Below are 13,337 nucleotides of genomic sequence, written 5' to 3' on the forward strand. Positions count from 1 at the left end.
GTCAGCCAGGAAGGACCCCGAAATGCCCAAGGAAGAATGGGGCACGAAGCGCGTATGCCCGACGACCGGCAAGCGGTTCTACGATCTGAACAAGAATCCGATCGTCAGCCCCTACACCGGCGAGATCGTCGAAGTCGAGACCGGCAAGAGCCGCATGATCGCTGCCGACGCCGAAGACGCCGCCTCGAAGAAGGCCACCACCCGCGAGAACGCCTCGGGGGATGACGTGCTGGAAGACGATGTCGACGTGGATCTGGATGATGATCTGCTGGATGACGACGACGATGACGACAACGTCTCGCTCGATGACCTGGCCGACGTGCCCGGCGACGACGACGAAAGCTGATCCGGTGGCCCCATGGGGCCCCGGCCGACCCTCTCGCAGGGTCACTTCCGGACAGGGAAAACGGGCGCAAACGGCCCTGTCAGGAAAAAAACTCGAGGCGCGATTTTTTCGCTTGATCCCGCCTCGGGCTTCCCATAGATAGCGCCGCACAGGGTCGAACGACCTTGTGGAATGGGGCCTTAGCTCAGCTGGGAGAGCGCCTGCATGGCATGCAGGAGGTCAGCGGTTCGATCCCGCTAGGCTCCACCAAATCCCCCTCAGACCTGAATAAATCAGACTGACACCACCGGGGATGGTGGCTTTGCCACGTCCCGAGGGGATGTTCCGCTTGGGCGCTGCCGTTGAGATGCAGACGGCGGGCCATGCGGCAATCGTTACCCGACTTAGCGAAATCTTAATTAGTTGTTAATCAATCCTGCAGATGCTCCCGGGGCGGGTTGCGTCAGGCTGGGTGGTGCGGGCCCGCGACAAGGTTTCATGTAGGGCCACCCTGGCCCGGACGGGATTGCGATGCGGGCATTGGGGAAAGGCAGCGGCACGGTCGCCGGACCGGAGCAAGAGGCAGGAGCGCGCCGCGCATGACCTCTTTCGAGCTGCCCGACCTGATTCCCGCCGAGTCCGAGGGATCTGACGATGAGATTCGCCGCCTCAGCCGGGCGCTGCGCAACCTGGCGCTGCTGACCCAGAAGATGGTCGGTGCCAGCTCGGTCGTGCTCTACCTTGGCAGCGAGCGCGCAAGGCAGATGGATCTGCGCGACTGCATGATCGGCCAGTTTGAGGATGTCGGACCCTTGCAGGTCATGTCCCGCAACCTGCTGCGGGTCTACCAGGACGTGGCAGAGGGCGGCACCGTGCCGGTGGCCGCGCAGCCGATCTCGGTGGCGCGCATCGGGCGCAACCGGCGCCAGCAGGCCGCGGCGCGGGCGCTCTTCCTGAAGGACGGGACCTGTATCGGTGTGCTGGCCTTTTCGCTTGTTGACGACGAGACGGAAACGGCGACGGCGGTGATCGGGGGCTCGCGGCTGTCGCAGACGCTGGACATGCTGGGCACAACCGTCGAGTCGCTGCTGAACAGCCGCATGCGACAGATCGAGCTGCACCAGCAGCTGGCGGATCACCAGGCGCGGATGCAGGGGCTGCTGCGTGTCAGCGAGGGCGATCCGCTGACCGGATTGTGCAATGTCGCCGCCTTTGCGAAATACAGCCGCCGGCTGCTCTCGGACCCGATGAAACCCGGTCTGCTGGTGTTGCTGGATATCGACCACTTCAAGTCGATCAATGACCTCTACGGGCACCAGTTCGGTGACAAGTACCTGCGCAGTGTTGCCGGGGCGGTGCGCGATTGCGCCCCCGAGGGGGCCGTGGCCGGGCGGCTTGGCGGCGACGAATTCGGCATGGTGCTGCCGCTCGGCCCCGAGATGCAATGCACGGAGGCCCTGCGCGACCTGCTGACCCGCTGCAACAACATGATCCTGCGCGCCACCGCCCTGCTCAACAAGCCTGACCTTGGGCGTGTCAGCATCGGCGCCGCGCGCTATCCCCAGGACGCGCGGGACTATGACGCGCTCTATAGCTGCGCCGACCTGGCGCTCTATGCCGCCAAGGCCAAGCGGCGCGGGGCAGCGCTGATCTATTCCGAAGAGATCGGCAATCGCTACGACTACGCGGCCCTGGCCAAGAACCTGCGCGCGGCCTGCGACGAGGGGCAGGTGGTGCCCTACTTCCAGCCCATGGTCGACCTGCGCAGCGGGCGGCCACAGGTCTACGAGGTGCTCTGCCGCTGGAACAACCCGCGCCATGGGCTGATGGCACCCGAGAGCTTCCCTTCGGTCTTCACCGATCACGAGCTGGCCACCCACCTGACCCGCCACATGGCGCGCGAGTCCTTCGCCGAATTCGGAAACGCCTGGCCGCAGATGGCGCCGGGCACCAAGCTGTCGCTCAACCTGACCTATTTCGACCTGATGGACCGGGAATTCGTCTTCGATCTGCAGGTCATGCTGAACGAGAACGGGCTGGACTGGTCCGACCTGGTGGTCGAGGTGCAGGAGACCGTGGTCATGGATGGTGCCAACGGGCAGGTCTTCCGCTCGCTCACCGAGATGCGCCACCGCGGTGCCGAGATCGCGCTGGATGACTTTGGCACCGGCTATGGGGGGTTGAAGCACCTGCGGACCTGGCCGGTGGACATGCTGAAAATCGACCGATCCTTCGTGCAGATGATCTGCCTCAACCACCGCGACCGGGCCATCGTCGGCTCTATCCTGCAGTTGTCGCAAGAGCTTGGCTTCCGCGTGGTGGCCGAAGGGGTCGAAAGCGAGGAACAGGCGCAGCTGCTGCTCGAGATGGGGTGTGACCTGGGGCAGGGCTATGGCTTCGGGCGCCCGATGCGCGCCGGGGTGATCTTCGGCGCAGAGGCCGCGGCCTCACCCGATGCGGCGGCGGAGGGGGGCGCAGAGCGCATCCTGCTGCCCATGGGTGGCGACGCGGCCCGGCGGCAGGGCTAACGCCCTCCGTGTCCCTTGCGGCCGTCCTGGGGCCCTGGGGCGAGGCTTAGGGCGATGGTATTGGCCATGGTCCGCGCCGAGACGGGTTTGCGCAGGAAGGCACCGGGCACGTAGTCGCCGGGGTAGGCGCTTGGCGCGGCGTAGCCCGAGACATAGATCACCCGCAGCTCCGGCACGAGCCCGCGCAGATGCTGCGCCAGCTGGTGGCCGTTCATTGGTCCCGGCAGGACGATATCGGTGATCAGCAGATCCGGAGGCCGGGCGGCCACCGCCGCCTGGGCGGGCTCTGCGCTGGTCGCCAGGTTGACCTCTGCGCCGAGCGCCCGCAGGGCCTGGGTCAGGACTTCTCCGAAGAGGGGGTCATCCTCGACGATGAGCAGCCTGGCCCCCGTCAGGTCGATCTGCTCTTCCTCCGCCTGCTCTGCCTGGGCCTCTGGGCTGGACGGGTCCTGGCGGGAGATCTGCGGCAGGGTCATCGAGACCCTTGTTCCGTTGCCGGGCGTGCTGTCGATGGCGATCTCCCCGCCCGAGACCTCGGCGAAGTTGGCCACCATGGAAAGCCCCAGCCCGCTGCCGCCGTCCTGATGCCTCGTGCTGAAGAAGGGTTCGGCGGCGCGCGCCAGCACCGCGGGTTCCATCCCCGGCCCGTCATCCTCGACCCAGAGGGTGATCCGGTCCCCTTCACCATCCGCGCCGAGACTGATGCGCCCTTCGCTGGCGCTGCTGTCCAGGATTGCATTCTGGGCGTTGATCGCAAGGTTCAGAAAGGCGCTCTCGAGCGCCCCCAGGTCCGAGATGATCCACAGATCGGGGCTCTCCAGCACCAGCTCGATGCGGATATGCGCAGGGATGGTTCTGCGCATCAGCTCGCGCAGGGACGAGAGGAAGGGGCCAAGCTCGATGCGGGTGACCTGCCCATCCTCGCGCCGGGCGATTGAGAGCAGGTGGTCGACCAGCGTCGTCCCCCTGTCACAGGCCGATTGGATCGCGCTGACCGCAGTCCTGGCCCTGGTATCTTCCAGCCAGAGGGTGTCGGCAGAGAGACGGATCACCCCCAGCAGGTTGGACATGTCATGGGCGATGCCCCCCGACATCTGGCCGATGGATTCCAGCCGGTTCGCGTGGTCGCTGCTGCGCCGCAGGTGCAGGCGTGCGGAACCGTCCTCGACGTGGATCATCTGCCAGCCGGGCCACCTGGGCAGGCGGGTGCGGGTGAAGCGCCAGACCGCCTCGCCCCCCTCGGCGTCGATCAGGGCCGAAAAGGCCTCGGTCAGTTCCGGGTCAGCGCGCAGTCTGGCCAGCGGGCGATCCGAGGGACGCAGGATGCGGCGGTCTCCGGGGTCGTGGAAGGGGGCGTCGTAGAGCCAGGCGGCCAGGCTGTCACTGCCCCCGGCAAGGTCGCGCGCCGCGCGGTTGCCGAAGGCCGGCTGGCCATAGGGGTCGATGATGAAGACCGCGGTTTCCAGGCCGTCGAGGATGCGCAACTGGCGGCGGGGCAGGGGTCTGCGCGCGGTCAGCCGGCGCAGCAGGGCGCGCAGAGACATCAGCGCGACCCGTTCAAGTCAGCATGCGGGACCCCTTTCTTCATGATGTCCTCCGGCCATTGTTGCGGACGAGCCTGTCCAATTCGGCAAGAGACGCGGATTTCGATATCTTCGCCTTTGCCAGTCGCAACCCATCTTCAAGTATTGGGGAATTAAGGATTGTTGTCTTACCGGTAATAATTACTACCGATACGTCAGGATCAATGTTCTTGACCGTATGTATGACGCTGATGGCCCCGCCGCCATTCATGAAAACGTCAAGAAAAACAATGTCGAACACCCCGTCTGAAAGGGCTTCGACCGCCTCGGCACCGGTGCCGACGCCAACGACTTCATGGCCAAGCGCCGCCATCCCTTCCCGGAATGCGGAAAGGTAGTCGGGATCATCGTCTGCAATAAGTATACGTGCCAATTTGTCCCCCCGATTTCTCGTGTGATGGTTGCATTGAAAGCTTAATCAGAATTAAATGCCAATTGGAACACGGGTAGGCGAGTGATAATGGGAGAGAGTGAACCCAGCGGCGAAACCGGCGGCATGCCGCTTGTTGCCATCGGAGCCTCTGCGGGCGGGCTCGACCCTCTCGAAACCTTCTTCGACTTCGCGCCGCGCAATGAAGGCTGGTGCTATGTCGTGATCCAGCACCTCTCTCCCGACTACCGCTCGATGATGGACGAGCTCCTGGCCCGGCGCTCGTCGATGCCGATCCTGCATGTGGACGACGGGATGATACCCGAGCCGAACACGATCTACCTCAATCGCCCCAATGTGCAGGTCGAGCTGGTCGGGCGGAAGTTCAAGGTCACCCGGTTCGAGCCCGACGCGGCGCTGCCGCATCTGCCCATCGACGCTTTCCTGAAGTCCCTGTCGCAGAATTCGGTGGTGCAAAGCTGCGCGGTGATCCTGTCTGGCTCCGGCTCGGACGGGACACGCGGGGCGCAGGCGATGCGCACCGCTGGCCGTTCGGTCTTCGTGCAATCCCCGCAGGAGGCCGCCTTTGCCTCGATGCCGCGCTCGGCGCTGACCGTGGGAGCGGCGGACCGCGTGCTGTCAGTGGCGGATATCCCGACCGCGGTGCGCGAAATGCTCAGCGGTATCAAACACGAGCGGGCAGAGGACGAGAGCGCCCCTGATGTGCAGGCCGTCGTCTCGTTGTTGCAGCGCCATCACCAGGTGGATTTCTCGGCCTACAAGTCTCCGAACGTGCATCGCCGGATCGAGCGGCGCCAGCACTTGCGCGGGATCTCTCGCATGGCCGAATACTTCGAGCTGCTGGAGCAAAGTCCCACTGCGCTGGAAGAGCTCTACCACGATCTGCTGATCGGGGTGACCGAGTTCTACCGCGATCGCGATTCCTTCCGGAAGCTGCGCGAGCACGTGCTGGAGCCCCTGGTGGCGCGCACCAGAGAGGACAGCTCGCTGCGCATCTGGGTGCCCGGCTGCGCCTCCGGAGAAGAGGCCTATACGATCGCCATCGAGCTTTCCGAGGTGCTGCGCGAGGCGGGGATCGACCGCAAGTTTCGCATCATCGCCACCGATCTGCATCGCGGCTCGATCGAGCGCGCCTCGATGGGGATCTACTCGGCCCAGTCGATGGAGAAGATCGACCCGGTGCTGCGTGACCGCTACTTCAACAAGGTCGACGACCACTACGTGATCGACCCGGTGCTGCGGCAGAAGCTGATCTTCTCGATACACGATGTGCTCAGCGATCCGCCGTTCTTGCAGATCGACCTGATTACATGCCGCAACCTGTTGATATACCTTAATGAAGAGGCGCAGATCCGGGTGATCTCCATGTTCCTCTTCGGCCTGCGGCAGAATGGCTTCCTGATGCTTGGCCCATCAGAGAGCCTTGGCCGTTTCGTCAGTGATTTTGAGCAGTTGAACGGGCGATGGCGCATCTATCGCAACACCTCGAAGCGGTCCTCCCACGATCGTTTCCTTTCGGTTGGTGCCCGCCCGAAATTTACCAGGAACGACTTGGACATGCCTGATTCCCGCCGTCTTGCCGTCCCCGCGATGCGCCCCTCCATCCCGCGGCCGCATCAGGCCCTGCATGCCGACCGCGAGCGCCTGGTGCGCACCTATGACAGCCTGCTCAAGCGCTATGCGCCAAGCTCCATCATCATCACGGCCGAGGGCGGGGTCCTGGCCTGGTTCGGGATCGCGGCCACCTATATCGACACGCTGAACAACCTGGCGGACTGGACGGTCGAAGAGATCGTCCATCCCGATCTTCATTTCGTCATCAACGTCGGCATCGAGCGCCTGCGCAAGGGCGAGGAGGGCGAATACCTGCGCCAGGTCCAGGTCAATGTCGTCGAGGGCGAGACCCACAACCTGGCGGTCAAGATGGAAGCGCTGCAGTCGAAGGGCCAGTTCCACTGCATCCTGGTCGGGCTGACGCGGGTGGAGGCCGATGGCTCGCTTCCTGGTGACGAGACCGGCACGGGCACCCTCCCGCTGGCCGTCGATGACGAGACCATGCTCAGCCGGCGCATCCAGGAGCTGGAGCGTGATCTGCGCCTGACCGAAGAGACCCTGCAACATGTGACCGAGCGGCTGGAGGCCAGCGGCGAAGAGCTTCAGGCCTCCAACGAGGAGCTTCAGGCTTCCAACGAGGAACTCCAGGCCTCGAACGAGGAGTTGCAGAGCTCGAACGAAGAGCTGCACGCGGTGAACGAGGAACTTGTGTCGGTCTCGGCGGAGCACGAGCGCAAGATCGAGATGCTCTCGGAACTGAGCCGCGACATGGAGCTGGTGCTGGGCTTCATGAAGCTGGGGGTGATCGTGCTGGACGAGGGGCTGCGCATTCGCCGCTTCTCGCGCCTGATCGGAGAGGTCTTCCACATGGAAGAGCACGATGTCGACCGCAGCCTTGGCGTGGTCGGCCCGCGCCCCGGCTTCGTCGACCTGGCCGAGCTGGCGCGAGAGGTGCTGGACAGCGACCGCTATGTCAGCCGCAGCGGCGACTACGAAGGGGCCCGGCTGGAGATCCGCTGCTTCCCCTTCGACCGCATGCTGGATGGCCGCCAGCTGCGTGGCGTGCTGCTGATCTTCACCGGCGACGAGCTGTTCGCGGCCTAGGCCCAGACGAAATCGGCTTCGTCCAGGCTGGCAAGACTGACCCCCTCCAGCAGGATGCTGTTGCCGTGGCCATCCTCTATCAGCACATCGCTGCCCTGCTGGCTGGCATGGCTGGTCATGAGGTCGGTGAAATCGCTGATCGGCGATGCATTGGCGAACTGGATCTGCTCCAGGTCGTTGGTCGCGTCGAAGTCGCGGATCGTGTCGTTGCCGAAGTGTCCCGAGAACAGGAAGGTGTCGGCGTTGAACCCTCCGTATAGCTCGTCGTCGCCGGAGCTGCTCAGGATGGTATCGAAGCCGGCGTTGGCAAAGACCGTGTCGTTCCCGGCCCCGTGGTTGACCAGGTCATTGCCGCTGCCGCCAAAGATCCTGTCGTCGCCGCTGCCGGAATAGAGGATGTCATCCCCCGACCCGCCGAAGAGGCCATCGCCCGTGGTGCCGGCGTTGAGCGTGTCGTTCCCGGCCCCGCCGAACAGTCGGTCCAGGCCCTGCCCGCCTTCCAGCAGGTCATTGCCCGCATCGCCCAGCAGGTTGTCCGCCTGTAACCCGCCATAGAGCCTGTCGTCGCCCGACCCCCCTTCCAGCCGGTCAAAGCCGCCCTCACCAAAGAGAAGATCCGCCCCGGCGCCGCCGTAGGCCCGGTCCTCCTGCGTGCCGGCCAGCAGCGTATCGGCCCCCGCGCCGCCATAGAGGTAGTCGTTGCCGGCATTGCTGCGCAGCAGGTCATCGCCCCGGTCGCCAAGAAGGTGGTCCGTGCCCAGCTCTCCGATCAGCAGGTCGTCTCCGCTGCCGCCGTGGATCTCGTCTGCGGTCGAGCCGCCGTTCAGCGTGTCATGCCCGGCCTCGCCGTAGATCGTGTCGAAGCCGGCATCGGCGGTCAGCAGGTCATCGCCCGCGCCGCCTCTGAGCTCGTCATCGCCGAAGCTGCCCGAGAGCGTATCCGCGCCTGCGCCGCCATGGAGGATGTCGTCACCGCTGCCGCCTGTCAGCTGGTCGTCTCCGCTGCCGCCGGTCAGCAGATCCGCGCCGCGGGCGCCAGACAGCGTATCCGCGCCCGCGCCGCCCTCAAGCGTGTCATCGCCTCGACCCGCGAGCATCCTGTTGTCGGCCGCATTGCCCGCCAGGCTGTCGTTGCCGTCGCCGGTGGCCAGATGCTCGACCCTACCGGCGAGCCCGGCCCAGAGGCTGCCCGCCACGCGCAGAGAACCCGCGCTGTCGCCCAGTGTGATCTGGGTGTCGCCGCTCACCGCCGCCGCGTTGATCCAGTCGCTGGCGCCGTCGGCCATCGAGATATCCCTGCGCCCGGCCTCTGCCGCAGCGAGGTCGAGGAAGTCGTCGGTGAAGGTATAGACATCGCCGTTGGCGGGCTGACGGCCCTCGAAGTCCAGGGTGATCCCGCGCAGGGTGCCGCTGTCGCCGCTCACGCTGTCCACCACCCGCACCGTCCAGGTGCCACCATCCGTCATGCCGCGCAGCGAGCTGATGCCGAAGGTCCAGTCCGCGTCATAGCTGCCGTAGCCCTCTTGCTGCTTCAGGATCAACTCATCGCCATCGGGGGTGATCAGCGACAGGTTCAGGTCGTTCTCCCAGGAATGCTGGTAGTCGACCGTGACATAGAGGTGGTCGATGAGCATCTGGTCATCGGGCAGGGTGATGCTGATTTCGGTGGTGGCGAGGTCCCGGATTTCGACGCTCTGGGTATTGCTGGCGCTGCGGGTGATCAGCGTGTCGCGGGTCGCCGGAGAGATCTGCGTCCAGACCTCGGCCATGCGCACCGCGGCATGGGTGTCGGCCATGCCGTAGCCGTAGCTCGGGGAATAGGTCATCCCGCCACCGTTCCAGGTCTCTGCGCCATTGGCGCTCCAGGCCGCGCGCTCGTAGCCGCTGCCGGGCGACCCGAAGGCAGAGCCGGTCTGGCTGGCCGAGGCCGCCAGGATATTCTGCACATCGGTCCAGTGCAGGTCGGGATTGGCTTCTAGCATCAGGGCGACCACGCCCGAGATCACCGGCGTCGCCGCCGAGGTGCCGCCGAAGCTGGTCGTATAATCGCCGCTGCTGTAGCCCGCGCTGCCCGTGCGGTCGGTGGTGACCGAAGCGGCGGGGGCGGCGATCAGCACCGCATGGCCGAAGTTGGAATAGGAGGTGACATGGCCGGTGGAGCCGGTGGCGGCGACGGTGATGATCTCATGCAGGTTGTTCAGCCCGTCCGCATGGGCATTGCCCCAGACGCCAAGCGCCTCGGCCTCGCTGTCATTGGCGTAATTGCCCGCGGCCTTGGTCAGGATCGTGCCCAGCCCGCCGCGCCCCTCGCTGAGTGCCGTGCCGAGGGCCTCTCTTTCAAGGCCCGCCTGCTGGCCGGGCTCGCCGATATCCGTGTACTCGGAATAGCTGGGCAGTGACCCCCAGGAGTTGTTCACCACGTCGAAGCGGGCGGTCTCTTGCAGCACGGTCAGGTAATCGGAGTAGTTCAGCGAGAAGGCATCGTTCAGGTAGTCGACCCCGGTGATGCTGGCCCCATAAGCCACGCCGATCCCGCCGACGGCATTCTCGGAGGCGGCGATGATCCCGGCCACCGAGGTGCCATGCCCGTCGCTATCGGCATTGGGGGCGGCGTCGATCAGGCTCAGCTCGAGCGAGGCGTCGTAGTTGCCCGCCAGGTCGGGATGGGCGGCCTCGACCCCGTCGTCATAGACGCCGACCGCCACGCCGCTGCCGGTATAGTCTTCCCAGACCCTGTCGATGTCGCCGATCAGCCCGAAGTGCCATTGCGAGCCGTAAAGCGGGTTGGCGCCTGCGGCGACCGGATGCGGCGCCACCGGCACGGCGCCGCCACCGCCCGTGCCGGGGCTGCTGTCCGGCCCGGTGCCGTTCAGCCCGATGTTGCGCGGGCCGGTATCGCGCGGCGCAAGCGGCGGTATCTGTTTCGGCTGGCTGACAGGCTGTTGGGGCATCGTGGTCTCCGTCACGCTTCTGGGTGACCACGGGATAGGGGCAAAGCGGTAAACGGGCGGGTTAAGACCTGCCGCCGCAATCCCTCGCCCTTTAGATGCTTGGTTAACTTTCCGAGAACTTCTGAAGGCATTTGAGCCGAAACGCCGATAAGGGCCCAGTTTTCGCCATCAGTTCCGCCGGTCTGTCTCCGCATTCCGCGCGCAGGGTGCCCCCGAGTGGTTGCGCGGCCCTGTCGGGGGCACGCCGTGGGGTGCGGAATGTCGGAATTAAGCTTCGAGAACAGTGGCCTGCTGCCCCTGGCGGGGAACGGGCGCAGCTGGGGGATCACCGACCTGATGGTCAGCGAGACCGAGGGCGGGACCCATCTGTATTCGCTGACCCGTGCGGGCGGCGGGATCTCTGTCTACGCCCTGGGCGAGGGGGCCCCGCAACTGGTCGACAGCGAAGAACTGTCGGAAAATCTGCTGCAATTGACCGTGCCCGAGCTGGAGCTGATCGAGGTCGGCGGCAAGTCCCTGCTGGGGGTCGTCGGCCTGGACAGCGCCCGGCTGGAGACCTGGCAGCAGCGCGATACCGGAGAGCTGAGCTGGGGCAATGACTTCGTCAGCGACGGGCTGGACCTGGGCCAGCTGACCGAGCTCGAGGTGCGCGCTGATGGGGATGGCGGCTCCTGGGGCTATGGCGCGCTGGCGGGGGGCGGGCTGGTGCGGCTCGACCTGTCGCTGGGCTCTGCCAGCGCCAGCGTGATCACCAGAAGCGGGGCGGGGGCCTCGCATGCGGAAAGCGATCTGCTGCTGACCCGCGCGGGCGGCCATGACTTCGTCGTCGCCACCTATGCCACCGGCGACATGATGAGCGTCTACCGCGTCGAAGCAGACGGAGACCTCAGCCGCACCGCCGATATCGGCGCCGAGAACGGCATCTGGATCGACGCGCCGACCGCCGTGGCCGATGTCACCAGCGGCGGGCAAAGCTACCTGGTGCTGGCCTCTGCCGGGTCGGATTCCCTGACCGTCATGCGGCTGGGGAGCGACGGCTCTCTCACCCCCACGGATCACGTGATCGACGACCTTTCGACCCGCTTCCAGAATGTCACCACGCTGGAAACCGTCGAGGTCGGCGGCCGTGCCTATGTCCTTGTGGGCGGCGCGGATGACGGGCTCAGTCTCTTCGAGCTGCTGCCGAACGGAGAGCTCTTCCACCATTGCACCCTGGCCGATCGCACCGACCTCAGCCTGTCCAATGTCTCTGCCATCGCCACGGCGGTCTCGGGCGATGTGCTGACGATCTATGCGGCGGGCGAGGGAGAGGCGGGCATCACCTCAACCCAGGTGGATCTTGGCGGGCAGGGCGTGGCGCGGGGCGGCGGAGCCGGGGCGGACCAGCTTTCCGGCACCTCCCGCGATGACGCGCTGACCGGCGGTGGCGGCGATGACCAGCTCGATGGCGGCGGCGGGGACGATATCCTGGTCGACGGCAGCGGGGCCGACACGCTGACGGGCGGTGCGGGGGCCGATATCTTTGCCCTCTCCGCGGATGGCGAGACCGATGTCATCGCCGACTTCGAGCTCGGCGTGGACCGGCTGGATCTCTCGCGCATCACCAATCAGACCGACCCCTCGCGCCTGCTTTTCGTCAGCCGCGAATGGGGCGGAGAGTTCCATATCGGCGACGAGGTGATCCAGATCCGCACTGCGGATGGCGCCCCGCTGGAGGCCTCGGACTTCGGTTCGGATCTGCTCTACATGCTCTCGCGCCTGTCTTTGGACAGCTACGTGGAAAGCGAGGTCGGTCGCTACATGCAGGGTAGCGAGCGCACCGACCGCATGTTGGGCAATGACGCCGCCGATACGATCCGCGGCATGGGCGCCGCCGATGAGCTTTACGGCGGCGCCGGGGACGACCGCATCTATGGGGACCTGGGCAACGACCGCATCCATGCCGGCAATGGCAACGACCTTGTCGAGGGCGGCGACGGCATGGACGTGCTGACCGGAGACGCGGGCTTCGACACGCTGCACGGCGGCGCGGGCGGAGATTTCATGAACGGTGGCGGCCAGGCCGACAGGCTTTACGGCGAGGCGGGCGACGACCGCATGCTGGGCGAGACCGGGCAGGACAACCTCTATGGCGGCACCGGCACGGACCGGCTGATCGGCGGCGATCAGAATGACCGTCTCTATGGCGGCGAGGGGGAAGACCTGCTGCGCGGCGGCATCCACGAGGACCGCCTTCATGGCGACGGCGGAGCGGATCTTCTTTTCGGTGACGGCGGCTTCGATTTCCTCTCGGGCGGCTCCGGCGAGGACAGCCTCTATGGCGGCAACCAGGCCGACAATCTCTATGGCGGCAGCGGCAATGACCTGCTGTCCGGGGACCAGGGGTTCGACCGTCTCTTCACCGGAGAGGGCGATGACACCGCCCTTGGCGGCGCCGGCACCGATGCGCTTTTCGGAGAGGCGGGCAACGACCTGCTCCTTGGCGGTGCCGACCGGGACCGGATCTGGGCGGGCGGCGGCAATGACACGCTGCATGGCGGATCGGGGGATGACCAGCTGGCCGGCGGGGCCGGGTTCGACGTGATCGACAGCGGGGCCGGAGATGACCTGATCCGGGGCAACTTCAACGCGGATATCTTCGTCTTCGGCGATGGCCACGGAGACGACACCATAGGCGACTTCGACGCGAACAACGCCCTGGAAAAGATCGACCTTTCCGGTGTCTCGGCGATCCGTGACTTCGCTGACCTGATGCAGAACCATGTCTTCGAGATCGGCGGCTCGGTGCTGATCGCCGGCGCGGATGGAGACCAGATCCTGCTGCAAGGTGTCTCGCTCGGCGAACTTGACGCCGGGGACTTCCTGTTCTGAGCTGCTGCCCGGCGTGGTAAACCTTTGGTT

7 protein-coding genes and 1 tRNA gene are annotated in these 13,337 nt (G+C 65.8%); 5 read left to right on the forward strand and 3 right to left on the reverse strand.

Annotated elements, in window-relative coordinates; genetic code table 11:
- The first annotated feature begins 22 nt into the window (after positions 1-22).
- The 3 genes from CRO50_RS03790 (at position 23) to CRO50_RS03800 (ending at position 2,853) form a co-directional block, all read left to right on the forward strand.
- On the forward strand, positions 23-346 hold the full coding sequence (locus tag CRO50_RS03790) for a TIGR02300 family protein (RefSeq protein WP_097144520.1): 324 nt from the start codon (positions 23-25) through the stop codon (positions 344-346).
- Positions 347-519: 173 nt separating this feature from the next.
- Positions 520-595: transfer RNA gene (locus CRO50_RS03795), tRNA-Ala, on the forward strand.
- A gap of 329 nt (positions 596-924) precedes the next feature.
- Positions 925-2,853 carry a putative bifunctional diguanylate cyclase/phosphodiesterase gene (locus tag CRO50_RS03800; protein WP_097144521.1) on the forward strand — a complete coding sequence of 643 codons (1,929 nt, stop codon included), beginning with the start codon at positions 925-927 and terminating at the stop codon, positions 2,851-2,853.
- Here the strand turns inward: CRO50_RS03800 and CRO50_RS03805 are convergent.
- Together CRO50_RS03805 and CRO50_RS03810 are read right to left on the reverse strand one after the other, a co-directional pair.
- Entirely contained in the window at positions 2,850-4,397 is a 1,548-nt protein-coding gene (locus tag CRO50_RS03805; protein ID WP_097144522.1) for an ATP-binding protein, read from the reverse strand. The genes CRO50_RS03800 and CRO50_RS03805 overlap by 4 nt on opposite strands.
- Positions 4,398-4,437: 40 nt before the next feature.
- Positions 4,438-4,809, reverse strand: coding sequence for a response regulator (locus CRO50_RS03810; protein WP_097144523.1), 372 nt, complete (start codon positions 4,807-4,809; stop codon positions 4,438-4,440).
- A gap of 87 nt (positions 4,810-4,896) precedes the next feature.
- Here CRO50_RS03810 and CRO50_RS03815 point away from each other — a divergent pair, with 87 nt between their 5' ends.
- A complete protein-coding gene (locus CRO50_RS03815) occupies positions 4,897-7,485 on the forward strand; it encodes a CheR family methyltransferase (protein ID WP_097144524.1) in 2,589 nt (862 codons plus the stop codon).
- On the opposite strand, the gene CRO50_RS03820 is transcribed toward CRO50_RS03815, so the two are convergent.
- Entirely contained in the window at positions 7,482-10,436 is a 2,955-nt protein-coding gene (locus CRO50_RS03820) for a S8 family serine peptidase (RefSeq protein WP_097144525.1), read from the reverse strand. The two genes, CRO50_RS03815 and CRO50_RS03820, sit on opposite strands and share 4 nt — an antisense overlap.
- 258 nt (positions 10,437-10,694) lie before the next feature.
- Here CRO50_RS03820 and CRO50_RS03825 point away from each other — a divergent pair, with 258 nt between their 5' ends.
- On the forward strand, positions 10,695-13,307 hold the full coding sequence (locus CRO50_RS03825) for a calcium-binding protein (RefSeq protein ID WP_097144526.1): 2,613 nt from the start codon (positions 10,695-10,697) through the stop codon (positions 13,305-13,307).
- Positions 13,308-13,337: the final 30 nt, after the last annotated feature.

The sequence above is a fragment of the Pseudooceanicola antarcticus genome, assembly GCF_900215355.1.
Lineage (GTDB): Bacteria > Pseudomonadota > Alphaproteobacteria > Rhodobacterales > Rhodobacteraceae > Pseudooceanicola > Pseudooceanicola antarcticus.